Source organism: Streptomyces sulfonofaciens, from assembly GCF_014656295.1.
GTDB classification, from domain to species: Bacteria; Actinomycetota; Actinomycetes; order Streptomycetales; family Streptomycetaceae; genus Streptomyces; species Streptomyces sulfonofaciens.
The window spans coordinates 37,156-63,395 of sequence record NZ_BNCD01000010.1 but is presented as its reverse complement, the minus strand read 5'-3'; the positions used below and the strand labels follow the sequence as shown (position 1 = coordinate 63,395).

General features: G+C 74.2%; 23 protein-coding genes. 19 read left to right on the top strand and 4 right to left on the bottom strand.

All coding sequences use genetic code 11. The features are described 5' to 3' along the window. Nucleotides 1–355: 355 nt before the first annotated feature. A complete protein-coding gene (locus tag IE313_RS17595) occupies nucleotides 356–973 on the bottom strand; it encodes a TetR family transcriptional regulator (protein WP_189933236.1) in 618 nt (205 codons plus the stop codon). A 189-nt stretch (nucleotides 974–1,162) separates the two neighbouring features. Here IE313_RS17595 and IE313_RS17590 point away from each other — a divergent pair, with 189 nt between their 5' ends. The 4 genes from IE313_RS17590 to mnmA all read left to right on the top strand — a co-directional run bounded on the left by IE313_RS17590 (nucleotide 1,163) and on the right by mnmA (nucleotide 4,306). Next, nucleotides 1,163–1,333, top strand: a complete 171-nt coding sequence (locus IE313_RS17590) for a hypothetical protein (RefSeq protein ID WP_189933594.1) — start codon at nucleotides 1,163–1,165, stop codon at nucleotides 1,331–1,333. A 28-nt stretch (nucleotides 1,334–1,361) separates the two neighbouring features. Then, nucleotides 1,362–1,700, top strand: a complete 339-nt coding sequence (locus IE313_RS17585; RefSeq protein WP_189933235.1) for a hypothetical protein — start codon at nucleotides 1,362–1,364, stop codon at nucleotides 1,698–1,700. A gap of 72 nt (nucleotides 1,701–1,772) precedes the next feature. Continuing rightward, nucleotides 1,773–2,936, top strand: a complete 1,164-nt coding sequence (locus IE313_RS17580) for a cysteine desulfurase family protein (protein WP_189933233.1) — start codon at nucleotides 1,773–1,775, stop codon at nucleotides 2,934–2,936. A gap of 248 nt (nucleotides 2,937–3,184) precedes the next feature. Beyond that, nucleotides 3,185–4,306 carry a tRNA 2-thiouridine(34) synthase MnmA gene (gene mnmA, locus IE313_RS17575; protein ID WP_189933231.1) on the top strand — a complete coding sequence of 374 codons (1,122 nt, stop codon included), beginning with the start codon at nucleotides 3,185–3,187 and terminating at the stop codon, nucleotides 4,304–4,306. Between the two features lie 37 nt (nucleotides 4,307–4,343). Here the strand turns inward: mnmA and IE313_RS17570 are convergent, their stop codons facing one another. Beyond that, on the bottom strand, nucleotides 4,344–4,679 hold the full coding sequence (locus IE313_RS17570) for a DUF427 domain-containing protein (RefSeq protein WP_189933229.1): 336 nt from the start codon (nucleotides 4,677–4,679) through the stop codon (nucleotides 4,344–4,346). 52 nt (nucleotides 4,680–4,731) lie between these two features. On the opposite strand from IE313_RS17570, the gene IE313_RS17565 reads away from it, so the two are divergent. From IE313_RS17565 to gatB, 9 genes are all read left to right on the top strand, one after another. After that, nucleotides 4,732–5,271, top strand: a complete 540-nt coding sequence (locus IE313_RS17565) for an LOG family protein (protein ID WP_189933227.1) — start codon at nucleotides 4,732–4,734, stop codon at nucleotides 5,269–5,271. A 93-nt stretch (nucleotides 5,272–5,364) separates the two neighbouring features. Beyond that, a complete protein-coding gene (locus tag IE313_RS17560; protein WP_189933225.1) occupies nucleotides 5,365–6,063 on the top strand; it encodes an SDR family oxidoreductase in 699 nt (232 codons plus the stop codon). Between the two features lie 67 nt (nucleotides 6,064–6,130). Next, a complete protein-coding gene (locus tag IE313_RS17555) occupies nucleotides 6,131–7,162 on the top strand; it encodes a methionine synthase (protein WP_189933223.1) in 1,032 nt (343 codons plus the stop codon). Nucleotides 7,163–7,176: 14 nt separating this feature from the next. Beyond that, a complete protein-coding gene (ligA, locus tag IE313_RS17550) occupies nucleotides 7,177–9,369 on the top strand; it encodes an NAD-dependent DNA ligase LigA (RefSeq protein ID WP_189933221.1) in 2,193 nt (730 codons plus the stop codon). A 1,743-nt stretch (nucleotides 9,370–11,112) separates the two neighbouring features. Further along, entirely contained in the window at nucleotides 11,113–13,146 is a 2,034-nt protein-coding gene (locus IE313_RS17545) for a putative bifunctional diguanylate cyclase/phosphodiesterase (protein WP_373317016.1), read from the top strand. A 273-nt stretch (nucleotides 13,147–13,419) separates the two neighbouring features. After that, nucleotides 13,420–13,716: an Asp-tRNA(Asn)/Glu-tRNA(Gln) amidotransferase subunit GatC gene (gene gatC, locus IE313_RS17540; RefSeq protein ID WP_189933218.1), complete on the top strand. Its 297-nt coding sequence runs from the start codon at nucleotides 13,420–13,422 to the stop codon at nucleotides 13,714–13,716. Beyond that, nucleotides 13,713–15,215 (top strand): Asp-tRNA(Asn)/Glu-tRNA(Gln) amidotransferase subunit GatA, encoded by a 1,503-nt coding sequence (gatA, locus tag IE313_RS17535; RefSeq protein WP_189933216.1) that lies wholly within the window; start codon nucleotides 13,713–13,715, stop codon nucleotides 15,213–15,215. The genes gatC and gatA overlap by 4 nt, the downstream gene beginning before the upstream one ends. A gap of 5 nt (nucleotides 15,216–15,220) precedes the next feature. Next, the gene (locus IE313_RS17530) at nucleotides 15,221–15,454 is read left to right on the top strand and encodes a hypothetical protein (protein WP_189933547.1); all 234 of its coding nucleotides are present in this window, start codon (nucleotides 15,221–15,223) and stop codon (nucleotides 15,452–15,454) included. 16 nt (nucleotides 15,455–15,470) lie between these two features. Next, nucleotides 15,471–16,985, top strand: a complete 1,515-nt coding sequence (gatB, locus tag IE313_RS17525) for an Asp-tRNA(Asn)/Glu-tRNA(Gln) amidotransferase subunit GatB (protein ID WP_189933214.1) — start codon at nucleotides 15,471–15,473, stop codon at nucleotides 16,983–16,985. Nucleotides 16,986–17,135: 150 nt separating this feature from the next. On the opposite strand, the gene IE313_RS36425 is transcribed toward gatB, so the two are convergent. Continuing rightward, a complete protein-coding gene (locus IE313_RS36425; protein ID WP_373317014.1) occupies nucleotides 17,136–17,426 on the bottom strand; it encodes a hypothetical protein in 291 nt (96 codons plus the stop codon). Nucleotides 17,427–17,512: 86 nt separating this feature from the next. Here IE313_RS36425 and IE313_RS35255 point away from each other — a divergent pair, with 86 nt between their 5' ends. Both IE313_RS35255 and IE313_RS17515 read left to right on the top strand, forming a co-directional pair. After that, nucleotides 17,513–18,031, top strand: a complete 519-nt coding sequence (locus tag IE313_RS35255; RefSeq protein WP_229924723.1) for an MmyB family transcriptional regulator — start codon at nucleotides 17,513–17,515, stop codon at nucleotides 18,029–18,031. Between the two features lie 53 nt (nucleotides 18,032–18,084). After that, nucleotides 18,085–19,332, top strand: a complete 1,248-nt coding sequence (locus IE313_RS17515) for a PP2C family protein-serine/threonine phosphatase (protein WP_189933212.1) — start codon at nucleotides 18,085–18,087, stop codon at nucleotides 19,330–19,332. A 78-nt stretch (nucleotides 19,333–19,410) separates the two neighbouring features. Here IE313_RS17515 and IE313_RS17510 read toward each other — a convergent pair whose 3' ends face one another. After that, a complete protein-coding gene (locus tag IE313_RS17510; RefSeq protein WP_189933210.1) occupies nucleotides 19,411–20,295 on the bottom strand; it encodes an SDR family NAD(P)-dependent oxidoreductase in 885 nt (294 codons plus the stop codon). Nucleotides 20,296–20,491: 196 nt separating this feature from the next. Here IE313_RS17510 and IE313_RS17505 point away from each other — a divergent pair, with 196 nt between their 5' ends. From IE313_RS17505 to IE313_RS17490, 4 genes are all read left to right on the top strand, one after another. Next, the gene (locus IE313_RS17505) at nucleotides 20,492–21,118 is read left to right on the top strand and encodes a TetR/AcrR family transcriptional regulator (protein WP_189933208.1); all 627 of its coding nucleotides are present in this window, start codon (nucleotides 20,492–20,494) and stop codon (nucleotides 21,116–21,118) included. 476 nt (nucleotides 21,119–21,594) lie between these two features. Continuing rightward, nucleotides 21,595–22,302 (top strand): hypothetical protein, encoded by a 708-nt coding sequence (locus tag IE313_RS17500; protein WP_189933545.1) that lies wholly within the window; start codon nucleotides 21,595–21,597, stop codon nucleotides 22,300–22,302. A 253-nt stretch (nucleotides 22,303–22,555) separates the two neighbouring features. Then, nucleotides 22,556–22,801, top strand: a complete 246-nt coding sequence (locus IE313_RS17495) for a hypothetical protein (RefSeq protein ID WP_189933206.1) — start codon at nucleotides 22,556–22,558, stop codon at nucleotides 22,799–22,801. A 287-nt stretch (nucleotides 22,802–23,088) separates the two neighbouring features. Beyond that, a complete protein-coding gene (locus IE313_RS17490; protein ID WP_189933204.1) occupies nucleotides 23,089–26,178 on the top strand; it encodes a helix-turn-helix transcriptional regulator in 3,090 nt (1,029 codons plus the stop codon). The last annotated feature ends 62 nt before the right edge of the window (nucleotides 26,179–26,240 follow it).

Sequence of the window (26,240 nt, the reverse complement as noted above, 5' to 3'; positions counted from 1 at the left end):
CCTCCTCGCCGAGGGTCGCCGCCGCCCTCGCTGCCGTCCCCGCTGTTCCTGCCGTCTCCGCTGTTCCTGCCGTTTCCGCTGTTCCTGCCGTCTCCGCCGTCTCCGCCGTTCCTGCCGGGAGGGCGGCCCGGAGGGTGCGGGGCCGGCGGGCCGGGGGGCCGGCCCCGTTGCGACGGCCTGACTCCGACAGCCTGACCCCGACGGCCTGATCGCGATCGGCGGACGACACCGCCGCGCGGGCCCGCGACCCGCCGTCCACCCGCCGCGGGGCGCGGGGGCGTCCGGTGCGGGCGCGGCCCCGCGCCACAGGCGGCCGTTCGCGCGCGGGTCCGCGGACCGGGTCGGGCGGGCGCCGTCAGTCGAGCCAGTGCCTGCGGCCGATGCTCATCAGCCGCATCTGGCGGCGGGCCAGGCCCGCCACCGCCCCCGCACCGCCGGGCGGTGCCTCCAGGAGCGCCGCGGCCGTCATCACCATGTGGTCGACGTAGAGCCGCGCGAGCATCAGCAGGTCCTCCTCGCTCCAGCCGTGCGACTCGGGCTGCCCCGCCAGCTCCGTGCGCACCTCGCCCGCGAACCGGTCCAACTGCCGCGCGATGGCCTCCCGCACCGGCTGCACCCCGCCGTGCCGCTCCCGTGCGACGAACCGCACGTGCGCCGGGTAGCGCCGGACGTGACCCGCGATCAGGTCCACGCTGCGTGCGATCCGCTCGTCCATGCCGCCCGGGGCGGTGAGGGTGGTGCCGATCATCTCGTGCAGGCTGCCCAGGGCCTGGTCGACCAGTGCGACACCGAGGTCGGCCGTGCTGTGGAAATGCCGGTAGAACGCGGTCGGGGCGATGCCCGCCGCCCGGGTGACCTCCCGCAGGCCCAGGCTGCTCAGGCTCTGGTCGGCCAGCAGCGCCAGCGCGGCGTCCAGCAGCGCCTGCCGGGTCTGCTCCTTCTGGACCTGCCGTTTGCCGAGGGTGTGACTCATGCCATTCAGTCAACAACTGTTCTCTGTTCTTGGAAAGCCGGGCGGGGGGTACTCTGGAGATCAGTGAACAGTTGTAACTACATTCGTTCACTGACTCTCGGGAGTCCGCGGCCCGGCAACTCAGGGGGCCGGGGCCCCGGGGGCCGTACGAAACCCGGGCTCACTGAGACCGGGGCCACGGAACGGACCATGAAAGAGGTCTGCATGCTCTTCCTCGTCGCGGCCCTGCTGCTGCTCGGTGTCGCGCTCGGCACGGTGGCGCACGCGCCGCTGTCCGTGAGCGTCGTCGCCGCCGCCGTCATCGGCGTCTGGCTGGCCGTCTTCGCCCTCCGCGAGCGGCGCGCCCGCCGCCACCACTGATCCACCGATCCACCAGGAGGCACACCCCATGCACCTCACCCTCTCCCCGGCCGGAAGCACCTCGGACCGGACGCACGCGGCCGCCGACCGCCCCGTTCCCGCCGCCGAGCCCACACCGCGGACGGCCGCGCGCCGGGACGCCGACGGGATGGCCGTCGGCTCCTTCGTGCTCGGACTGCTGGGCCTGCTGGTCGCGAACCTCTTCCTCGGGCCGACGGCCATCGTGCTGTCCTCGCTCGCGCTGGCCCGCGGCACCGGCCGGCGCGGTCGCGCCCTGTTCGGGCTGTCCCTCGGAGTGGCCGACCTGGTCGTCCTCGCGGTCCTGGTCACCGCCGACCACACCTGGTCCTGGAACATCCCCGGCTGACCGGCGCGGCGAAGGCCGGTACCCCCGCGCCGGTCCGCACCACGGAGCGGGCCTCGTAGAATCGAGGCCACCATGGCTTACCTCGACCACGCCGCGACCACCCCGATGCTTCCGGAGGCGGTCGAGGCGATGACCGCCCAGCTCGCCCGCACCGGAAACGCCTCGTCCCTGCACGCTGCCGGCCGACGGGCCAGGCGCACCGTCGAAGAGGCGCGCGAGACGCTCGCCGCGGCGCTGGGCGCACGCCCCAGCGAGGTGGTGCTCACCGCCGGGGGCACCGAGGCGGACAACCTCGCCGTGAAGGGCCTGTACTGGTCCCGCAGAGCCGCCGACCCGGCCCGCACCCGCCTGCTCGCCAGCCCCGTCGAGCACCATGCCGTCCTGGACGCGGTGCAGTGGCTCGCCGAGCACGAGAACGCCACCGTCGAGTACCTTCCGGTGGACTCCTACGGCCGGGTGCACCCCGAGGTGCTCCGCGAGGCGATCGCCCGCAACCCCGCCGATGTGGCGCTGGCCACGGTGATGTGGGCCAACAACGAGATCGGCACCCTGATGCCGGTCCGCGAACTCGCGGACGCGGCGGCGGAGTTCGGCGTGCCCCTGCACGCCGACGCGGTGCAGGCCGTCGGCCAGGTGCCGGTGGACTTCGCCGCCTCCGGACTCGCCGCGCTCACCGTCTCCGCACACAAGATCGGCGGTCCGTACGGCATCGGGGCGCTGCTGCTCGGCCGCGACCAGAGCCCCGTGCCGCTCCTGCACGGCGGCGGCCAGGAGCGGCACGTACGCTCCGGCACCCTCGACGTACCCGCCGTCGCCTCCTTCGCGGTGGCGGCCCGGCTCGCCACCGAGCGGCGCGAGCGGTTCGCGCGGGAGAGCACGGAGCTGCGCGACGCGCTGATCGAGGCGGTGCGCACGGCGGTGCCCGAGGCCGTCCTCGGCGGCGACCCCGTGGACCGGCTGCCCGCCAACGCGCACTTCACCTTTCCCGGCTGCGAGGGCGACTCCCTGCTGATGCTGCTCGACGCGCAGGGCATCGAGTGCTCCACCGGCTCCGCCTGCACATCGGGAGTGGCCCAGCCCAGCCATGTGCTCCTCGCCACGGGCGCGGACGCCGACCTGGCCCGCGGCACCCTCCGCTTCTCCTTCGGCCACACCTCCACACGGGCGGACGTCGACGCGGTGGCCACCGCCATCGGCCCCGCGGTGGCCCGTGCCCGCACGGCCGGCCTGACCTGACCCGGGACCGCGCCCCCGCCCGACCGCGCCTCCGCCCGACCGCGCCTCCGCCCGACCGCGCCTCCGCCCGGAGGGCGTGCGGCACGCGCGCGGGGGACCGCACGGGTGCCGGGGGACCGCACACCCGCGCGGCGCACCCGCGGCGGACGGCCCGCCACGGCCGACGGCCCAGCCCGAGGGGGGAGCGCCCCGAGGGGGCGGTATCGGCGCGCCGCCCGCCGGGGGCGCCCCGTACGCTGGAGGGCGTTATGACTGAGAACCCGCAGCGCCCCCTCCGTGTCCTCGCCGCCATGTCGGGCGGCGTGGACTCCGCCGTCGCGGCCGCCCGCGCCGCCGAGGCCGGGCACGACGTCACCGGAGTGCACCTCGCGCTCTCCGCCAACCCCCAGTCCTTCCGCACCGGTGCCCGCGGCTGCTGCACCATCGAGGACTCCCGCGACGCCCGCCGCGCCGCGGACGTCATCGGCATCCCGTTCTACGTCTGGGACCTCGCCGAGCGCTTCCGCGAGGACGTCGTCGAGGACTTCGTCGCCGAGTACGAGGCGGGCCGCACCCCGAACCCCTGCCTGCGCTGCAACGAGAAGATCAAGTTCGCCGCGCTCCTGGACCGGGCCCTCGCCCTGGGCTTCGACGCGGTCTGCACCGGCCACTACGCGAAGGTCGTCACCCGCGAGGACGGCACCCGCGAGCTGCACCGCGCCTCCGACCAGGCCAAGGACCAGTCCTACGTCCTCGGGGTGCTCGACGGGCGGCAGCTCGCCCATGCGATGTTCCCGCTCGGCGACACCGTCACCACCAAGGACGAGATCCGTGCCGAGGCCGAGCGGCGTGGCCTCGCCGTCGCCAGGAAGCCCGACAGCCACGACATCTGCTTCATCGCCGACGGTGACACCCAGGGCTTCCTGGCCCGCCGCCTCGGCACCGCGCCCGGCGACATCGTCGACGAGTCGGGCACCAGGCTCGGCGGCCACGAGGGCGCCTACGGCTTCACCATCGGCCAGCGCAAGGGCCTGCACATCGGCACCCCGGCGCCCGACGGCAAGCCCCGCTACGTCCTCGACATCTCGCCCGTGGACAACCGCGTGACGGTCGGCCCCGCCGCCTCCCTGGACGTCCGCGAACTCACCGCGATCCGCCCCCGCTGGTGCGGCACCGCACCCACCGGGCCCGGAACCTACACCGCCCAGCTACGCGCACACGGCGGCGAGTGCGAGGTCAGCGCCCGGCTCGACGACGGCCGCCTGCTGGTCAGCTTCGCCGAGCCCGTGCGCGGCGTGGCACCCGGCCAGGCCATCGTCCTGTACGACGGCACACGGGTGGTCGGCTCGGCGACGATCGCGACGACCACCCGCGCGCGGGCGGCCGTCTGAGGCCGGCGGGCGGCCCCGGGCCGCCCGCCGGCGCGGTTCAGGCCGCCCCGCCCACCACCTGGGTGTCGTAGAAGCAGAGGTGGTCCTTGATCCCCGCCACCTCCGGCAGCGGGTCCGGATACGCCCACACCAGGTCCGGGGCGTCCGGCAGCGACCAGTACGAGGCCGTGCCCTTGAAGGGGCAGACCGTGTGCGAGTCCGACGGGGTCAGCAGGTCCGTGCGCACGTCCTGCGGAGGAAGGTAGTAGCGCGGCGGGCAGCCGGTCTCGTGCAGCACCAGGGGCCGGCTGCTCTCGGCCAGCACCTGCCCCTTGTGCACCACTCGCACCTGCTCGGTGCTCTCTTCGATCGTGATCGTGTGTCCTTGGGTCATGTCCTGTACAGCGCCCCACGGGCCGCGCGTCTTCCCCCGTACGGTGGTGCGCATGAACATCTGCGTCTTCCTCTCCGCTGCCGACCTCGACGAGCGCTACACCCGCCCCGCCCGCGAGTTCGCCGAGTTGCTCGGCAAGGGCGGGCACACCCTCGTCTGGGGCGGCTCCGACGTGGGGCTGATGAAGGTGGTGGCGGACGGCGTGGAGAAGGCGGGCGGGCGGCTGCTCGGCGTCTCCGTGGAGTTCCTTTCCGACCGGGTGCGCCGGCGGGCCGACGAGATGCTGGTCGCGCGCGACCTCGCGGAACGCAAGGCCCTCCTGCTGGAGAAGGCCGACGCGGTCGTCATCATGGTCGGCGGCACCGGCACCCTGGACGAGGCCACCGAGATACTGGAGCTGAAGAAGCACGGCCACCACACCAAGCCCGTCGTGCTCCTCAACGCGGCCGGTTTCTACGACGGCCTCAAGGAGCAGTTCCGGCGCATGGACGCCGAGGGCTTCCTGCCGCTGCCGCTGACCGACCTGGTGTTCTTCGCCGAGGAGCCGGTGGGCGCACTGGCCTACCTGGAGGAGTCGTTCGGCACCGCGTGAGCCCCGCCCGGCACCGCGCGCGGGGCACCGCGGGCCTCGGGGGTGCCGGTTTCCCGGTACCGCGTGCGGTCCTCCCGCTGCCCGGGTGCGAGCATGGCAACCATGGCTACACATGTGATCACCGGAGCAGGCTCGGGCATAGGAGCGGCCGTCGCACGCCGGCTGCACCAGCGGGGGGACGACCTGGTGCTGCTGGCCCGGGACGCGGGCCGCGCCAAGGAACTGGCCGACGCGTACCCGGGGGCCCGCACCCTGGTCGGCGACCTCGCGGAGCCGGGCGCGCTGTCCGAGGCGTTCTCGCACCAGAGCCTGCCGGAACGGGTCGACTCGCTGGTGCACAGTGCCGGCATCGTCGAGCTGGGACCGGTCGGCGACCTCGGCCCGCAGAGCTGGCGCCGCCAGCTCGACGTCAACCTGGTGGCGCCGGCCGAGCTGACCCGCCTGCTGCTGCCCGCGCTCAGGGCCGCCCGCGGGCACGTGGTGTTCGTCAACTCCGGCGCCGGCCTGTCCGCCGGCCCCGAGTGGGGCGCCTACGCCGCCTCCAAGCACGGTCTGAAGGCCCTGGCGGACGCCCTGCGGGGCGAGGAGCACGCCGGAGGTGTCCGGGTCACCTCCGTCTACCCGGGGCGCACCAGCACCGCCATGCAGGCCGAGGTGCACCGCCAGGAGGGCAAGGAGTACGACCCCGACCGCTGGATCGCCCCGGACTCCGTCGCCACCGCCGCCCTCATGGCGCTCGACCTGCCGCGCGACGCCGAGGTCAACGACGTGACGGTGCGCCCAGGACGCTGACCGCCCCGGGGCCGGTCGCCGGTCCACCGCCGACGGCACCGCGGCGCCGATTCCGTAGGCTGCCGGGGTGAGCGACAACAGTGAGTTCAGGCCCCAGGGCGCCTCGGGGGTCGGGTCGATGCCCGGCACGGACGTCCGCGAGGCCGTGAAGACCGTGACCGGGACGTTCGAAGCCGGCCAGGCCGGCCAGGGACTGCCGTATCTGCCGGAGCTGCCCGCGCGCGGCCCCGGAGCCGACATGATCGGCAGGACCGCCGGCATGCTCGTCGAGCTGTACGCGCGCGTGGAGCCGAGCGGCTGGCGCATCGGCGACCGGCCGGGCCGGGACACGCGTCGCGCCAGGTCCTGGCTCGGCGAGGACCTGGACGCGCTGGAGGAGTACACCCAGGGCTACGAGGGCCTGCTGAAGGTGCAGGCAGTGGGCCCCTGGACGCTCGCGGCGGCCCTGGAACTGCGCGGCGGCGAGGTGGCGCTCTCCGACCCGGGCGCCTGCCGCGACCTCGCGGGCTCACTCGCCGAGGGGCTCGGCGCCCACCTCGCGGAGGTGCGGCGGCGGGTGCCCGGCGCCCGTATCGTGCTCCAACTCGACGAACCCTCGCTGACGGACGTGCTGCGCGGCCAGGTGCGCTCGGCGAGCGGCTACCGCAGGCACGGCGCCGTGGACAGGGCCGTCGTCGAGGGCACCCTGCGGGACGTCATGGCGGTGCAGCAGGGCGCCGGCGGCGCCGTCATCGTGCACAGTTGCGCCGCGGACGTGCCCTTCGCGCTGCTCCGCAGGGCCGGGGCGGACGCGGTCTCCTTCGACGCCCGCCTGCTCACCGAGCGTGACGACGATGTGATCGGCGAGGCGGTGGAGAACGGCACCAGGCTCTTCGCCGGTGTCGTGTCAGGCACGGAAGGCCCGTTGTCAGACCCTGCCGGTAGCGTCGAGGGTGTCAGGACGTTGTGGCGCAGGCTGGGGCTGCGACCGGGGCTGCTCGCCCAGGCCGTGGTGATCACTCCGGCCTGCGGCCTCGCGGGCGCCTCCCCGGACTACGCGCGGCGCGCGCTCGCCCATTGCGTCCAGGCGGCGAGGTCCCTCGCGGACAACCCTGAGTGACGGGAGGACAGACGGTGGCCGGCGAAGAGCAAGCACAGCCCGCAGCGGTACCCGCCGAAGCACGGGAGAGGCACAAGCAGCTCGCCGAGCAGATCGAGGAGCACCGCTTCCGGTACTACGTGAAGGACCAGCCGATCATCAGCGACGCGGAGTTCGACAGGCTCCTGCGCGCGCTCCAGGCCCTGGAGGACGAGCACACCTCGCTGCGCACGCCCGAATCGCCGACGCAGAAGGTGTCGGGCGCCTACCGGACGGACCTCGCCGAGGTCGAGCACCGCGAGCGCATGCTCTCCCTCGACAACGCCTTCGACGACGCGGAGCTGGGCGCCTGGGCGGACCGCATCGCCAAGGAGGTCGGCACCAGCGACTACCACTTCCTGTGCGAGCTCAAGATCGACGGCCTCGCCGTCAACCTCACCTACGAGCACGGCCGCCTCACCCGCGCCGCCACCCGCGGGGACGGCCGCACCGGGGAGGACATCACCCCCAACATCCGCACCATCGAGGAGATCCCCGACCGGCTGCGGGGCGAGCGGGTGCCGGCGCTCGTCGAGGTGCGCGGCGAGGTCTTCTTCCCCATGGAGGACTTCCAGGAGCTGAACGCCCGCCGGGTGGCCGCCGGCGAGAAGCCGTACGCCAACCCCCGCAACTCGGCGTCGGGTTCGCTGCGCCAGAAGGACCCCAAGGTCACCGCGACCCTCCCGCTGCGCATGGTCGTGCACGGCATCGGCGCCCGCGAGGGCTTCGACATCGACCGCCTCTCGGGCGCCTACGAGCTGCTGCGCGAATGGGGCCTGCCCACCACGCCGTACGGCAAGGTGGTCGACTCCATCGACGGCGTGCGGGAGTTCATCGCCCACTACGGCGAGCACCGCCACTCCGTGGAGCACGAGATCGACGGCGTCGTCGTCAAGCTCGACGAGATCCCGCTCCAGGGCCGCCTGGGCTCGACCTCGCGCGCCCCGCGCTGGGCCATCGCATGGAAGTACGCGCCCGAGGAGGTCAACACCAAGCTGGTGAACATCCGGGTCGGCGTCGGCCGCACCGGCCGGGTCACTCCCTACGCGCAGGTCGAACCGGTCACGGTCGCGGGCTCCGAGGTCGAGTTCGCCACCCTGCACAACCAGGACGTGGTGAAGGCCAAGGGCGTCCTCATCGGGGACACCGTCGTGCTGCGCAAGGCCGGTGACGTCATCCCGGAGATCCTCGGCCCCGTCGCCGACCTGCGGGACGGCACCGAGCGGGAATTCGTGATGCCCACCGATTGCCCCGAGTGCGGCACCCCGCTGCGCCCCATGAAAGAGGGCGACGTGGACCTGCGGTGCCCCAACGCCCGCCGTTGCCCCGCCCAGCTCAGGGAGCGGCTGTTCTACCTGGCCGGCCGCAAGTCCCTCGACATCGAGAGCTTCGGCTATGTCGTCGCGACAGCGTTGACCAGGCCCCTTGAGCCCGCCGAGCCCCCGCTGGAGGACGAGGGCGACCTCTTCGACCTCACCCTGGAAAAGCTGCTGCCCATCAAGTCGTACGTTCTCGACCAGGACAGCGGACTGCCCAAGCGCGACCCCCATACCGGCGAGGCGAAAATCGCCACGGTCTTCGCCAACCAGCAGGGCGAGCCCAAGAAGAACACGCTGGCGATGCTGGACAATATCGCCGCCGCCAAACAGCGCCCGCTGGAGCGCGTCATCACCGGTCTGTCCATCCGCCATGTCGGCCCGGTCGCGGCCCGCGCCCTGGCCCGCGAATTCCGTTCCATCGACCGGATCGAGCAGGCCGACGAGGAGGAGCTGGCCGCCGTCGACGGGGTGGGCGGCATCATCGCCGCCTCGCTCAAGCAGTGGTTCGAGGAGGACTGGCACCGCGAGATCCTGCGGAAATGGCGTGCGGCCGGGGTCCGTATGGAGACGGAGGGCTCCGACGAGGAGGAGGGCCCGCGCCCGTTGGCGGGCCTCACCGTGGTCGTCACCGGCACCCTTCAGCACCACACCAGGGACGCGGCCAAGGAGGCGCTGCAGAACCAGGGCGCCAAGGTCTCCGGCTCGGTCTCCAAGAAGACCTCTTTCGTCGTGGTGGGCGAAAACCCGGGCTCCAAGCACGACAAGGCGGTGCAGTTGAAGGTGCCCGTCCTGGACGAGGCCGGCTTCGCCGTACTGCTCGAACAGGGACCCGAAGCGGCGGCGGAAATCGCACTGCCGACCGATGAGTAGCGATTGAACGCCACTCGTTCGGCGCATATCAGATGCATATGGGTGGCCGGGGCGCATTCGGGCGACCACTGTCGACCGCTGCCCCTGGAAGCCTTCCGCGGCCTACTGTTGAGGGGTGCACCTGCCGTGCCCAGCAGCGTGGTGGGTTCGAGGACGCGGATACCGACGACGGCGCCACTGAAGGCGCCATGTCGTTGTGCTCGGTAACCGCGCCGCGGGGCGTGGGCACCGCCGGCTGTGAGAGGGACGGGTATGGAACCGACCGAGAGCGCCGCCCCCGATGCCCGGCTGCGCCGGGGCCGGGGCCGCTGGCTGAACGGTCGCCGCGCGGCTTCGGCCGTGCGGCAGCGCACCGACCCGGAGCGGTACACCGGTGCCGTGGCTCCGGCCGCCGACGCCCCCCAGGGGCGCAGCGGAGTGGTGCGGCGGCTCGGGAAGGGGCCGGGCCCCGGCACGGCGCCCGGCCCAGCCGTGGACGCAACCCCGGTGACCGGCGCCGTGGCCCCGGCGGCCGGCGCCGGACGCGGTGCCGCAGCCGCCGGTACCTCGCGCTCCGGGGCGGCCGGCGCTTCGGGGACTGCCGGCGCCTCCGCGCAGCCAAGGGCTTCCGGAGGTGCCGGCGCCGCCGGGGGCGCGCGGCCGGTGGAGGCCCGCCGGGCGGCGGGCCGTGACGAGGCGTCGGGTGCCGGTGTGCGCGCGGTGCGCGGTACCGAGGCGGTCGGCGCCGGTGCCGACGGTGCCGGCGCGGGTGCCGGCGCCCGTGCCGGTGCGCCGGCGGTGCACGGTACCGGCGAGGCCGGTGCGCCGGCAGCGGATGCTGCCGGGACGTCAGATCCGCCGGAGGCCACCGCGGCCGCGCGTGCGGTCCCCGCCCGGTCCGGGATCGCCACCTCGCCGGACGGTACGGGCGCGATCTCGGACACCGCGTCAGGACCGAGGCCGCCGGGCGGTGTCCCGGATCCAAGGCCCGGGCAGGGCCCGCCGGCCGGAGGTGCCGGGCGGCGCGGGGCGGGACCGCCGGTGGACGGTTCCCCGCGGCGGGGCGGCGCGGAGCGCCGGCCGACCGGCCAGGGGCCACCCGGGCGGGAGCCGGCGGAACAGGACCCGGTCAGACGGGAGTCGGCGGAGCACGGCCCGCCCGCCGAGGACGGGGGCCCGGCGGAACCGGCCGCGGAGCACCCCGAGGAGGCACGGAGCGATCCTGCCGCGCAGCGCCCCGCCGGGGACGCCGCCCGCGGGGACGGCACAGGCGGGGACGGCGCGGGGGAGTGGCGGGGGGCCGCCGCGGAGGCGGCCGGCCGGCCGGACCCCGGCGGGACGCACGCCGGTGCCCAAGAGGGCCCGACCGGGGCGCATTTGGCGGTGCGGGACTCCGGCGGGCATGGTTCTGGGGGGCAGCAATTGGCAGAGCGCGGCCCCAGGGGGCAGGGTGACGTGGGGCAAGGTCCGGGGGGACATGGTGAGAGCGCGGGAGGACGTGCGGCAATGGCGCCGGGAGCCGCAGGACGGGACGTGACGGGCCCCGGCGCGCACGGCCGCGGCCCTGCGGGACCCGTCGTGGGAGCCGGCGCGCCCCGCGGCCCGGTGACGGCCGGACCCACGCGGACCGCCGGTGTGCCGGAGGGCTCCGGCGGCGCGGCACGCGCCGCGTCGGGACCGGGCACCGCGCGGCGCCCGCGCGGGCGGATCGCCGGCCTCGGCGCCAGAGTGCTCGGGCGCGGCCCCGCCGCGAGCGCCACGAACATGGACGACGGGGCCGTCCGACCGGTCCCGCAGATCGCGCTGCCCGCCGCCGTCGTCCTGCTGGCCCTGGTCGTGCTCGGTGCCGGTGTCTACCGCGCCCTGGACGGCCACCGCGCCCTCTTCCCGGCCGGTGTCACCGGCTGGTCCCTGGCCGTGCTCTCCGGCCTGATAGTGGGCCACCTGGTCGCGCTCGGCCGCGACCGCCGGTGGGGCGGCACCGGCTCCGGCTCGGCCCTCACCCTGGCCGTGCTGCTGCTGTACGGGTGGGTGCCCGCGGGCATGGTCAGCCTGGTCGTCATCGTCCTGGTCGGCGTGGCGCGCAGGCACGGCTGGCGGCAGGGCGTGCTGCACGGCTCCGCCGACGTCCTCGGCATCGGCGCGGGCGCGCTGGTGCTGTGGGCCTTCGGCCGCGTGCCCTCCGTCGAGGCCCCCTGGAAACCCGAGACCTGGGACCTGCTGACGGCGCCGGAGGCAGTGCTCGTCGCGGCCACCTATGTGACCGTCACCCGCCTGCTGATCTGGTACGTGCACACCCCGCGCACCGGCCTGCCGACGGTCGTGCGCACCGCCCTGGTGCGGCAGGGCCTGGTCGGCGCGGCCCTGCTCGGCATCGCACCGCTGATCTGCGTGGTGGCCGTCGCACGTCCGGTGCTGCTGCCGCTCTTCGCGGTGCCGCTCATCGCCCTCGACTCCAGCCTGTGGATCGCCCGCGCCCGCGCCGAGGAGCAGTTGCGCGACCCGCTCACCGGGCTGCCCAACCGGCAGTGGCTGCTGGAGCGCACCTGGGCCGCGCTGGACGAGGCCGAGCGCCTCGGGGCGCGGTCCGCACTGATGCTGATCGACCTCGACCGCTTCCGGTCCGTGAACGACACGCTCGGGCACCTCGCCGGAGACCGGCTGCTGCTCCAGATCGCCGACCGGCTGCGCCTCGCGCTGCCCCGCGGGGCGGAGGCGGCCCGGCTCGGCGGCGACGAGTTCGCCGTGCTGCTGCCCGTCGCCGACTCCACGACCTCCGCGAGCCGGGTGGCCCGGGCCCTCGTCGCCGAACTCGGCTCGCCACTCGACCTGGACGGCCTGACGCTGGTCCTTGAGGCCAGCGCCGGCCTCGCGGTCTTCCCGGACCACGCGCTCGACGCGGAAGGGCTTCTGCGGCGCGCGGACGTGGCCATGTACCAGGCGAAGCGGGACCGCACCGGAGTGGAGGTGTACGAGTCCAAGCGGGACTCCAACACCCCCGACCGGCTCGGCCTGCTGGGCGACCTGCGGCGTGCGCTGGACGCGCACGAGGTGGAACTGCACTACCAGCCGAAGGTCCGCTTCGACGGCGAGGTGGCGGGCCTGGAGGCACTGGTGCGGTGGGTGCATCCCGAGCGGGGCAAGGTGCCGCCCGACGAGTTCATCGCGATCGCCGAGTCGTCCGGGCTGATGCCGCACCTGACCGAGTACGTGCTGGAGACCGCGCTCGCCCAGGTCGCGCGGTGGCGCGAGCAGGGGCTGCGGGTGCCCGTCGCGGTGAACGTCTCCCCGCGTGATGTGCACACGCCCGGCTTCGCGGGATCCGTGGCGGCGCGGCTGGCCCGGCACGGGGTGCCGCCGGGCGCGCTGCAACTGGAGATCACCGAGCATGTGCTGCTCGAGGACCCGCAGCGCGCCGCGGACACACTGGCGGGGCTCACCGCGCACGGGGTGAAGATGTCGCTGGACGACTTCGGCACCGGGTACTCCTCGCTGGTGCACCTGCGGCGTCTGCCGGTCAGCGAACTGAAGATCGACCGGTCGTTCGTGGCCCGGCTCGCGGTGGACGCGGAGGACGCGGAGATCGTGCGGTGCACGGTGGACCTCGCGCATTCGCTGGGGCTGGTGGTGGTGGCCGAGGGCGTGGAGGACGACGAGACGTGGGAGCGGTTGCGGGATCTCGGGTGTGACGCCGTGCAGGGGTGGCTGGTGGCCGCGGCGATGCCCGCGGAGAAGGCCACCTCGTGGCTGAGGGCCCGCGAACGCGAGTCCTCCGTGGGGCCCAGCACCAAGGGGTAGGGCTCGCCGCCCGCCCCTCGGCCGGGCGCCGGGGCCGCGAGGGCTCCGGCCGGCGGTGCCCCCGGCCGCGCCGGCGGAGAACGGTGCACCTCGGCCGCGCCGGTGGAGCGGGCGCGGGGAAGGCCCGCCCGCCCCCGCCCGCCCCCGTCCGGCGGGGGCGGCCCGCGTGCCTCCGGGCGGGGGAGTCCCCGCCCGGAGGGGGAAATTCACGGGCAGGGGACCGTGGCCCATAGGATTGGGCTCACCACAATCGCCCACCCTGAGGATCCCCGCATGCCTGGCATCACGCGCGAGGAGGTCGCCCACCTCGCCCGTCTGGCACGTCTGGAACTGAAGCCCGAAGAGCTAGACCACTTCGCAGGCCAGCTCGACGACATCATCAACGCGGTCGCCCGCGTCTCCGACGTCGCCGACCAAGACGTACCACCGACCTCCCACCCGCTGCCGCTGACGAACGTGATGCGCCCGGACGAGGTCCGTCCGTCGCTCACCCCGCAGCAGGCGCTCTCCGGCGCCCCCGCCGAGGAGCAGCAGCGTTTCAAGGTGCCGCAGATCCTGGGGGAGGAATGACCGACATGACGGACATCATCAGGCTCACCGCGGCCGACACCGCCGCGAAGATCGCCACCGGCGAGCTGACCGCCGTCCAGGTCGCCGAGGCCCACCTGGCCCGGATCGAGGCCGTGGACGAGAAGGTCCACGCCTTCCTGCACGTCGACCGGGAGGGCGCCCTGGAGCAGGCCCGCGCCGTCGACGCCAAGCGGGAGCGCGGCGAGCCGCTGGGCCCGCTGGCCGGCGTGCCGATCGCGCTCAAGGACCTGTTCACGACCGAGGGCATCCCCACCACGGTCGGCTCCAAGATCCTCGAAGGCTGGATCCCGCCGTACGACGCCACCGTCACCAGGCGGCTCAAGGAGGCCGGCCTGGTGGTGCTCGGCAAGACCAACATGGACGAGTTCGCCATGGGCTCGTCGACCGAGAACAGCGCGTACGGACCGACCGGCAACCCCTGGGACCTCACCCGGGTGCCCGGCGGCTCCGGCGGCGGCTCCAGCGCCGCCATCGCCTCCTACCAGGCGCCGCTGGCCATGGGCACGGACACCGGTGGCTCGATCCGCCAGCCCGCCGCCGTCACCGGCACGGTCGGCGTCAAGCCCACCTACGGCGGTGTCTCGCGGTACGGCATGGTGGCGTTCTCCAGCTCCCTGGACCAGGGCGGCCCCTGTGCCCGTACGGTCCTGGACGCCGCCCTCCTGCACGAGGCCATCGGCGGTCACGACCCGCTGGACTCCACCTCGATCGACGCCCCGGTGCCGCCGGTGGTGGAGGCGGCGCGCAGCGGCAGCGTCGAGGGCATGCGGGTCGGCGTCGTGAAGCAGTTCCGCGGCGAGGGCTACCAGGCCGGGGTCGTGCAGCGCTTCGACGAGTCGGTCGAGCTGCTCAGGGAGCTCGGTGCCGAGGTCGTCGAGGTCGACTGCCCCTCCTTCGACCTCGCCCTGTCGGCGTACTACCTGATCGCGCCGTCCGAGTGCTCCTCCAACCTGGCCCGCTTCGACGCCATGCGCTACGGCCTCAGGGTCGGCGACGACGGCACGAGGTCCGCCGAGGAGGTGACCGCACTCACCCGGGCGGCCGGTTTCGGCGACGAGGTCAAGCGCCGCGTCATGCTCGGCACCTACGCGCTCAGCTCCGGCTACTACGACGCGTACTACGGCAGCGCCCAGAAGGTGCGCACCCTGATCGCCCGCGACTTCGAGCGGGTCTTCGAGCAGGCCGACGTACTGGTCTCGCCGACCACCCCGACCACCGCCTTCGCGATCGGCGAGCGCGCCGACGACCCGATGGCGATGTACCTCGCGGACCTGTGCACCATCCCGGCGAACCTTGCGGGCAACGCGGCCATGTCGCTGCCGTGCGGTCTGGCCCCGGAGGACGGCCTCCCGGTGGGCCTGCAGATCATCGCGCCCGCCATGCGCGACGAGCGGCTGTACAAGGTCGGTGCCGCCGTCGAGGCCGCTTTCGTGGAACGCTGGGGGCACCCGCTTCTGGAGGAGGCACCGTCGCTGTGAGCGCAATGACCAAGAAGGCCCAGAACTTCAAGAAGTCCAAGACCGGCCTGTGGATGTCGATCGGCACCACCGCCTTCGGGGCCATCAGCGTGGCCAAGCAGGCCAAGCTGGCCCGGCAGGACAACGACACGCTCCGGCTGGTCGACGCGGCGGTCTCCGCCGCGGCCATCGTCACCGGCCTCGCCATCCTCTACCGCGAGCTGAAGCGCCTGGGCGACGAAGACGTCCTGCTGGGCTGAGAGGGAAGTTTTCACCGTGACTGCCACGACCGACCTGGTGCCGTACGAGGAAGCTCTCGCGTCGTACGACCCCGTCATGGGCCTTGAGGTCCATGTCGAGCTGGGCACCAGGACCAAGATGTTCTGCGGGTGCTCGACCGAGTTGGGCGCACCGCCCAACTCGCAGACCTGCCCGACCTGCCTCGGCCTGCCCGGCGCGCTGCCCGTGATGAACGCGACCGGCGTCGAGTCCGCCATCAGGATCGGCCTCGCGCTGCACTGCGAGATCGCCGAGTGGTGCCGTTTCGCCCGGAAGAACTACTTCTATCCGGACATGCCGAAGAACTTCCAGACCTCCCAGTACGACGAGCCGATCGCCTTCAACGGCTACCTGGACGTCCAACTGGAGGACGGCACCACCTTCCGTGTGGAGATCGAACGCGCCCACATGGAGGAGGACACCGGAAAGTCCACCCACGTGGGCGGCGCCACGGGCCGGATCCACGGCGCCTCGCACTCCCTGCTCGACTACAACCGCGCCGGCATCCCGCTCATCGAGATCGTCACCAAGCCCATCGTCGGGGCGGGTGAGCGCGCCCCCGAGGTGGCCCGCGCCTACGTCGCCGAGCTGCGCGAGCTGATCAGGGCGCTGGGTGTCTCCGAGGCCCGTATGGAGATGGGCCAGATGCGCTGCGACGTGAACCTCTCGCTGATGCCCAAGGGCGGCGACAAGTTCGGCACCCGCAGCGAGACGAAGAACGTCAACTCCCTGCGCAGCGTCGAACGCGCGGCGCGGTTCGAGATCCAGCGCCACGCGGCCGTGCTCCGCTCCGGCGCCACCGTGGTCCAGGAGACCCGTCACTTCCACGAGGACGACGGCAGCACCACCTCGGGCCGGGTCAAGGAGGAGGCCGAGGACTACCGGTACTTCCCGGAGCCCGACCTGGTGCCGGTGGCCCCGTCCCGCGCATGGGTCGACGAGCTGCGCGGAAGCCTTCCCGAGCTGCCGTTGCAGCGCCGCAACCGGCTGCGCGAGCAGTGGGGCGTGTCGGCCCACGACATGCAGTCGATACTGAACGCCGGGGCGATCGAGCCGATCGTCGCCACCATCGAGGCCGGCGCCGACTCCGCCGCCGCCCGCAAGTGGTGGATGGGCGAGCTGGCCAGGCACGCCAACGAGGCGGGTGTCGAGCCCGGCGCCCTGCCGATCAGCCCCGAGCAGGTCGCCAGGGTCGCCGTACTCGTCAAGGAGGGCTCGCTCAACGACAAGCTGGCCCGCCAGGTCATCGAGGGGGTGCTCGCCGGTGAGGGCGGCCCCGACGAGGTCGTGGAGAAGCGCGGCCTGAAGGTCGTCTCGGACGAGGGCGCGCTCGCCGCGGCCGTGGAGGAGGCGATCGCGGGCAACGCCGCGATCGCCGACAAGATCCGCGGCGGCAAGGTGGCGGCCGCCGGCGCGCTGGTCGGCGCGGTCATGAAGGCGACCAGGGGCCAGGCCGACGCGGCCCGCGTCAAGGAGCTGATCCTGCAGAAGCTGGGCGTCGGCGAGTCCTGACGGTCGCTCCGCGGCGGCGTTGCACGTGGGGGAGGGCGGCACACCCGTGGGGTGTGCCGCCCTCCCGCGTCTCCCCGGCGGGGAGCCGCCCTCCCGCGGCGCTCCGGCGGGGAGCCGCGCCCCCTGGCCGACGGAGGCCCACCGCCCCCGTCAGCCGGCCCGCACCATCTCCGCCGCCGCCGTCCACAGCCGCGCCGCACCCTCCGGATCCAGCGCGTAGGGGGCGACTTTGCCCTGCGCCCCGAGGAGGCCGGCCTGCCTCCGGGGACCAGGCGGCGGGTGCCGGGGCCGCGCCGCGAGGAGGTCGCCCTGCTCGCCGGCATCAGCGTGGAGTACTACCTGCGCCTGGAGCAGGGCCGTGACCAGCGGCCTTCCGACCAGGTGCTGGACAGCCCGGCGCGCGCCCTCCGGCTCGACACGGACGCCGAGCGCTACCTGCACGAGCTGGCCCGTCCGGTGCGCACCGTGCGGCACGCGCCGGTGCGGCCCGAGCGGGTCGGCGAGGGCGTGCGGACCCTGATCGAGGAGTGGACACCACAGCCGCCCTCGTGCACGGCCGCTCGATGGCCACCCTGGCGGCGAACGCGATGGCCGTCGCGCTCAGCCCGTTCTTCGCCCCCGGTGTGCACACGCTGCGCGCTGCCTTCCTGGAACCGGAGATGCGGGAGTTCTACCGCGACTGGGACGGGATGACGGCGAAGGCCGTGGCGTATCTGCGCTCGGTCGCAGGAGCCGCCGTCGACGACCCGCGGATGGTGGAGCTGGTCGGTGAACTGAGCCTGCGCAGCGATCGTTTTCGGACACTCTGGGCTCGCCAGGACGTCCGCCGGAAGACGAGCGGGACCAGTCGGCTGCTGCACCCGCAGGTGGGCACCATGGACCTGCGGTACGAGAAGCTGGCGCTGCCCGGCGCTCCCGGTCAGATGCTGATCACGTACCACGCCGAGCCCGGCTCCACGTCGTACGAGCGCCTCCGGCTCCTCGCCCACCTCGCCGCCCGCCCGGGCTCCGGGCAGGAGGATGGGGCCCGCCAGGGGGCATCGTGAGACCGGTATGCCGGGAAAGGTCGTCGCGGCTGCCGAGGGTGTATCCAGGAAGCATGAGCATCCGGATCCCGGGCGCGGTCTTCGGCGACCCGACGACAACCGGCTGGCCGCTGATCCTCGCACCGCTGGTACTGGTCGTGGCCATTCCGGTCACGGACCACTTCCTGGATCCGAACGTCCACATCGCGCCGCTGCTCTCGGTGGTGCCGGCCTTCACCGCCGCGATCGCCGGGACCTGGGCCACCGCGCTGATGAGCGTCCTCGCGGTGCTCGCCCAGGTGGTCGCCGGCGCCGAGCGGCACACGCTGGGGTCGGAACAGGTCCTCACGGAGATCGTGGCCCTGGTGCTGCTCTCGGCGCTGCTGACCCTCTTCACCTACGTCAGGGAGACGCACCGCTCGCAGTTGCGACGGGTGAGACTGATCTCCGAGACGGCCCAGCGTGCCGTGCTGCGACCGCTGCCGGAGCGTTCGGGACCGCTGGGCATCGCCACGGAGTACCGCACCGCCGAGACCGACACGCGCATCGGCGGTGATCTGTTCGCCCTCGCGAGAACCGCCGACTCCACGCGGCTGCTGATCGGGGACGTACGAGGCAAGGGCCTGGACTCCATCACCGACACGTCGATCATGCTCGGCGCCTTCCGGGCCGCGGCGCACCGCCAGTCACCGCTGCCCGAGTTGGTCGCCTACCTGGAGGGCAGCGTGCACTGGGGGCTGTCCGAGCTGGCCGGGGTGGAGGCCGACGTCGGGGAGCGGTTCGTGACGGCGGTGGTGGCGGACATCCCCGATGACGAGCCCGTCATCCGGCTGGTGAGCTGCGGCCATCCGCCCCCGCTGCTGCTGCGCAACGGTGCCGCCACACCGCTGGTGGTCGGTCACCCCGCGCCTCCGCTCGGCCTCGGCGGCCTCGCCACCAGCGCCTACGCCCCGCAGACCTTCCCCTTTCCGGTGGGCGGGCACGTGCTGCTGTACACGGACGGTGTCTCGGAGGCCCGGGACAGGGACGGTGTCTTCTATCCGCTGGCCGACCGTGCGGCCACCGCGGGCCGGGTCGTCGTCTGGGCGGACGGCGGTCCCGAGATGCTGGTCGAGTACCTCACCAGTGACCTGATGGAGTACACGGGCCAGTCGCTGAACGACGACATGGCCATGATCGCGGTGAAACGGATCAGGCTGTCCGAGCGCGCCGGCCGGGACGGTGCCGCCGACCATGCCCCCGGTGCCACCGAGGACCCGTGGTCGGCCCGCCGTCCTGCGGACGGCGCCACCCGCAGGCAGCGCGGCGGCGAGGAGGGCTGAGGCCCCGGAGGGGGCGTGGGCCCCTGCCCCCTCCAGCGCTTCCGGCGGGCCCCCGCGGGGCGCGCCGGAAGCGGCCGGCTAGTGCACCTGGGGAACGGGGGCGCCGCTCTCGTAGTCGATCGACTCGGACAGCGAGCGCCATGTCTCGTCCGCCGCGGCCCTGCGCCGGTCCGCCTCGGTGACCAGCCGGTACGCGTCGGACCCCAGCAGCAGGTGCAACGGGGGCTCCGCCAGCCCCGGAAGCTGGAGGATCACCTCGGCGGCCTTGTGCGGGTCGCCGTTCTGCCGGCCGTCCATGCCCCGTACCAGGTCGGCGTGGACGCCCACGGTCTGCCGGTAGGGCTCGCTGACCGGCGGGATCCGCATCGACGACCCCGCCCAGTCCGTGCGCAGGCCGCCCGGCTCGACGATCGTGACGTTGATCCCCAGCGGGCGCACCTCCTTGGCCAGCACCTCGGAGAAGCCGCCCACGGCCCACTTGGCGCTCTGGTACGCGCCGAGCCCGGGTGTGGTGATCCGGCCGCCGCTGGAGGAGATCTGGATGACGTGCCCCGAGCCCTGCGCCCGCAGGATCGGCAGCGCCGCCTTGGTCACGTGGTAGACGCCGTAGAAGTTGGTGTCGATCTGGGCACGGAACGCCTCGTCCGAGACGTCCTCGATGGCGGCGACGTCGCCGTAGCCGGCGTTGTTGACCACGGCGTCGAGCCGGCCGAACGCCTCCGCCGCCTCGGCCACCGCCGTGCGCGCCGCGGCACCGTCCGCGACGTCGAGCGGTACGGCCCGGATCCGGTCGGGGCCGTACCGCTCGACCAGGTCGTCCAGCCGCGCGGGGGTGCGCGCCGTGGCCGTCACGCGGTGCCCCGCGGCGAGCACGGCCTCGACGACCGCCCGGCCGAGCCCACGGGAGCTGCCGGTGACGAACCAGACCAGGGAATCGGGAGTGGCGGGGGTGGTGGGTGCCATGGAGGGCTCCTGTGGATCAAGAAGGTGCGAATTAACCGTCGAAGTAAGTAACTGACCATACAGTTACTCGGACGGTACGCCCTGGTCCTGAAGGATGCAAACCTGAGGGAGGGCTGGTGGGCCGGGAAGTGAGGGGGATGAGAGTGGGTGACCATCCGGTTAGTCATTACGGGATCCGGACAGTTAGAGTGAAGGAATGCCCAGAGACTCCCAAGCGACCAAGGCCCGGTTCCTGGAGGCGGCGAGCGAGGAGTTCGCCGCGTACGGGATCGCAGGTGCGCGCGTGGACCGGATCGCCGCGGCGGCGGGCTACAACAAGAACCTGATCTACGTGCACTTCGGCAGCAAGGAGGCGCTCTTCGACGCGGTCTTCGCACGGGCCGCGGAAGAGCTGTTGAACGCCGTCCCGATCACTCCCGACGACCTTCCCGGCTACGCCGGCGCGCTCTACGACTTCTACCTGGCCCATCCGCGGCTGATGCGGCTCGCCCGCTGGCACAGCCTGGAGCGGCCCGGCGCGGCGGAGCTGCTTCCGGTGGTGATCGCTGCGAACTCCGCCAAGGTGCGGGCCGTCGCCGGTGCGCAGGCACAGGGCCGGGTGGACGCCGGCCTGCCGCCGCAGGCACTGCTCTCGCTGATCCTGTCGCTCGCGGGCACCTGGAGCCCGGGCAGCCCCGAAGCGCTGGGGGAGGGCCAGGACCCGCCCGAGGAGATCGCGCTGCGCCGCCATGCGATAGTCCTGGCCGTCGGCCGTCTGACCAGGCCGCCCACGGCCCCGGCGGCCTCCGCCGCTCCGGCCGCCTCGGCGGCGGGGGAGGAGTGACACCGCGTAGCCGGTGCCCTGGACCTGCGACTGCGCCGGGTGCGGCGCGGGGGGCTGCCGCCGGGCAGGCGGTGCCGGACGCCGGTGCCGGGCCCCCCGGGGGCGCGGGGCCGGAGCGCCGAGGGGTCGGGGGGCCGACGGGGGTGCTGCCCCGTTGCGTATGCTGGCGCGCGCGAACGCCTAAGACGCGGAAGGCGCGGTGGGACTCTTCGCCTGGTGTGCGGCTGCGCTTCAACGGGCCGTCACCCGGGCCCACCTACGCTCTGTGCGCGTTGGACCCGGCTGCTTGCGGGGCCCGGCGATCATTAAGACAGCTCTCAGAATCCGTTCGTACGGTGCGCGGCATGGCATCCAAGACAACTGACGCAGCCGCGGAGTCCCGTTCCACGGGCCGCATGGCCACGACGGACGAGGCCGCGAAGGAAGGGGCCGAGGGCATCCAGGACGACGGACAGCACAACGAAAAGGGACAGGTCATGGACAGGCCGGACGGGCCCGCAGACAAGGGCGGCGAGCCCACGGACAAGGCCGCGGAGGCCGCCGACGCCGAGCGGGCCGCGCAGGCACCGCAGCAACCGCCGGCCGCCCCGGGGGACGCGGCACCGGGGGCGCAGCACGCTCCCGGCGAGGGCGCGGCAGCCGCCGCGGGCGGCAGCGGCAGTACGGACGCGGGCTCCGCAGGAGCAGCGGGCGCGGACTCCGGCGCGGACTCCGGCGAGGGCGCGGACTCCGGCGCCGACTACGACGCCTTCCCCGCCGCCGCGGAGGACGGCGGCACCCCCTCCTCGTCGGCGGTCGCCCAGGGCGCCGGCGCCGTGGTGGCCGCGGGACTCGGTTTCGTCTCGCTCACCGGTAGCTGGCTCGGCACGGTGGCGGGCGCCCGCGAATCGCTGATCGGGCAGCTCCAGACGTCGCAGGGCGCCAGCGTCTCGCAGCAGATCCAGGAGGTCTACGGCGACCAGTGGCACGTCACCGCGCTGGTCAGCGGCATCTTCGCGCTGGCCGCACTGATCGTCGCAGTCGTGGTGCTCGCCAGGCCCGCGTTCGGCGCGCCGGGCGTACCCCAGGCCCCCTGGATCAAGTCGGTCGCCTGGGCCGGCGTCTGCCTGGGCGCGGTCGGCCTGCTGCTCGCGGTACTGAAGTACTCCGACGCCATCCTGGCCCTGCCCTCGGTGTCCTCCTGACCCGGCCGGGCCCGGACGTGAGGCGCCTTAGTCCCCGGACGGCCGCCGGGACGGGTGCCTTAGGCCCCCGGACCCCGCGCCGGCCCGGGGCAGCGGCCCTCTGAGCATGCCGTGAGGCCCCGCTAAGGCACCCCCCGCACACAGGATGCGGAACTCTCCCGATGCGCCGGAACCCCCTGGCAGACGAGTCTTGCGGCATCGCACCGCCCGGCAGGCGGTGCGGGACCGACCGACTCGCCCAGGGGGTTCCGCCATGTTCCAGATGTTCCAGTTCAGCGTGTACCGGACACGGGAGGCCGACCTGATACGGGCCGCCGAGCGGCGCCGGCTGCTCCGTGCGGCCCGCGAGGCGCGCAGGGAGAGCAGGGCGGGCGGGGCAAGTGAGGCGGGCAGGGCGGGCAGGGCGGACCGCCGGGCCCGCCGCACTGCCGGTCGTGAACCGGAGGGCGGGGCGCGCAGTACGACCTGCGCCGGCTCGCCCCGCGCCCGCAGCGTATGACCACCGGCCCGGCGGCCGGTTCCGGTTCGACGGCTGCCCGCGGTTCGGCCGGCGTCGCGGGGGCGGGGGCCGGCAGCGACCCGCGGCCCCCGGCGTCCGGCCGGCCCGCCCGCCGGGCACCGGGCGGTGCCGCGGGGGGCACCGGGGCCCGGGACGCCGCGGCGCGGGGGGCCGCGGCGTCCCGGGCCCCGGTGCGTGCGCAAGAGGCGACGGTCCCGGCACCGCCCGGGGCCGTGGTGGCCGGCGGGGGCTCGATAAGCAGTCCCGTACCGTCGTACCCCTGTGCCATGCTCGGCGATGTGGAGACCAGATCCGTCAGCCCGGTGTTCGTCGGACGCGACGACGAGCTTCAGGTGCTGCGCGACATGCTCGCCCGTGCCGCCGGCGGACCCGCCGAGGAGCCGTCCGCCGCGGAGCCGGGCCCCACTGCCGAGCCGCGCGCGCTGCTGCTCGGCGGCGAGGCGGGGGTCGGCAAGACCCGCCTCGTGGAGGAGTTCGCCGCCCTCGCCCGCAGCCGGGGGGCGGTGGTGGCGGTCGGCGGCTGCATAGAGATCGGTGCCGAGGGCCTGCCCTTCGCACCGTTCTCCGCGGCGCTGCGGGCGCTGCGCAGACAGCTCCCCGATGAGATGGCCGCCGCTGCCGCCGGCCAGGAGGCAGAGCTGGCCCGGCTGCTCCCGGAGCTCGGCGAGGCCCCCCGAGGGCTGCACGACGAGGAGGACATGGCCCGTCTCTTCGAGCTGACCGCCCGCCTCCTGGAGCGGCTGGCCGTGGACCGCACCCTGGTCATCGCCCTGGAGGACCTGCACTGGGCCGACGCCTCCACCCGGCACCTGCTCGCCTTCCTGCTGCGCACCCTGCGCACGCCCCGCGTCCTGGTCCTCGCCACCTTCCGCGCCGACGACATCCACCGCCGCCATCCGCTGCGCCCCCTGCTCGCCGAGCTCGACCGGCTGCGCACCGTGCGCCGGCTCGAACTGGGCCGGTTCAGCCGCGCCGAAGTCGCCCGACAGCTCGCCGGAATCCTCGCCTCCGAGCCCGATGCCGCGCTGGTCGACGAGATCTTCGAGCGTTCCGACGGCAATGCGTTCTTCGTCGAGGAACTGGCCGTCGCCGCGCACGAGTGCGGCTGCACCGGCCTCACGGACTCCCTCCGCGACCTCCTGCTGGTCCGGGTCGAGAAACTGCCGCCGCACGCGCAGCGGGCCGTGCGGATCGCCGCCGAGGGCGGCTCCACCGTCGAGTACCCGCTGCTCGCCGCCGTCGCGGGACTCACGGAGGACGATCTGATCGAGGCCCTCAGAGCCGCCGTGGGCGCCCACATCCTCCTCGCCACCCCCGACGGCGACGGCTACCGCTTCCGCCACTCCCTGGTGCGCGAGGCCGTCAGCGACGACCTGCTGCCCGGCGAGCGCTCCCGCCTCAACCGCCGTTACGCCGAGGCACTCGAAGCCGACCCGGCCGTCGTCCCCTCCGACGAGCGCGCCACCCGCCTCGCCAGCTACTGGTACCACGCGCACGACGCCGCCAAGGCCCTGCCCGCCGTGCTCCGCGCCTCCGTCGCGGCGCGCCGCCGGCACGCGTACTCGGAGCAACTGCGGCTGCTGGAGCGCGCCACGGAGCTGTGGGACGCCGCCCCCGAATCCGTCCGCGCCGAACTGCGGCCCGTCGACTACGCGGAGTCCTACCTGCCCTGCGGCTGCGATCCGACCGCCGCCCCGCTGCGCTTCCTCGATCTGCTCGCCGAGGCCGCGGTGGCCGGCCGGCTCTGCGGGGAGCGGCTCCGCGCGCTGAAGATCACCAAGCGTGCGCTGCGGCTCCTGGAGGACGACTCGGACGGCCAGGACCCGCTGCGTGCCGCGTGGTTCTGGGTGCAGCGCTCCCGGCTGGTGCAGAGCCTGGCCCACGGCGACGGCTGGCGCGAGCTCGGCACCGCCCAGGACCTGGTGCGCGGCCTGCCGCCGTCGCCGGTGCACGCCGAGGTGCTGGCCTACGTCGCCAACTGGTCGATGCTCCACGAACCCGGCCACGAGAGCCTGGCCGCAGCCGAGCGGGCCGTGGAGTACGCCCACATGGTCGGCGCCCGCGACATCGAGATGCACGCCCGCATCACCCTGGGCGGCCTGATGGTCGACGCGGGCCAGGTGGAGGCCGGCCTCGCCGAGATGTACGACGTGGCGGCCCGGGTCACCGAACTCGGCATCGCCGGCTGCGTGGGCCGCAGCCATGTGAACCTCCCCTCGGTGCTGGAGGGCGTCGGCCGCTCCCGCGAGGCCGTCGGCATCCTCGAAGAGGGCATCGAGCTCAGCCGGAAATACGGCCTGCGCGACTCCGAGGCCTGGATGTGGGGCAACCTCTCCGAGTCGCTGTACTCCCTCGGCCGGTGGGACCGGGCCGCCGAGGCGGCCGCACGGGCCGAGCGGATCGGGCACAGCGCCAAGCCCCGCGGCGCCGCCGCCGCCCGTCTCGCCCATCTCGCCCTGGCCCGCGGCGACCTGACCGAGGCCGCCCGCCGGCTCACGGCGGCCCGCGCGCACTACGGCACCCACGACCCCATGCCGCAGCAGTCGGTACCGCTCGCCCGTATCGCGGTGGGCGTCGCCGCGGGCCAGGGCCGCATCCTCGACGCCCGCACCGAACTGGCCGGCGCCGTCGGCGCCGGCTTCCCGCCCGGCACCCAGCGCTACGCCTGGCCCCTGCTGCTCGCCGCCGCGTCCACGGAGGCCGACGCCCGCGCCCTGCCCGTCGCGGAACCGGGCCGCGCGGAGGCCCTCGACCGGATCAGGGCCGCGGCCAAGTCCCTCGCCACCGGTGTGCCGGTCTGGGAGGCCCACGCCCGGTGGGTGCGCGCGGAACTGCTGCGAGCCGAGGGCCTGGCCACCTCCGGCGTCTGGCTGGACGTGCTCGCCGCGTTCGGCCCCCTGGAGCGGCCCTTCGACGTGGCCCGCGTCCGCTACCGGCTGGCGGAGTCCCTGCTCGCGGCCGGAGCCTGCGACGACGACCGCGACCGCGCCGCCGAACTGCTCCGCCAGGCCGGTGCGGTGGCCGGGCACCTGGGCGCCCGGCCGCTCGCCGAGGCCGTGGCGGCGCTCGCCCAGCGCGGCCGGCTGGCCCTGACCAGGACCCCGGCCCCGGGGCCCGCCGATCCGGTCGAGGCGCTGGGTCTCACCAGCCGTGAGCGCGATGTGCTGCGGCTGGTCGCCGCGGGCCGCACCAACCGCCAGATCGCGGAGGAGCTCTTCATCTCCCCGAAGACCGCCAGCGTGCACGTCTCCAACATCCTGTCCAAGCTGGGGGTTTCCGGCCGCGGAGAGGCCGCGGCCCTGGCCCACCGCAGACAGCTCTTCCCGCCCGAGCGGACCGTCGCCCGCGGCGCGTAGCACTCGTCGCGGCCGTGCGCCCGCGGCAGAGAACCCGCGACCGCGCGGTACGCCGGCGGGCC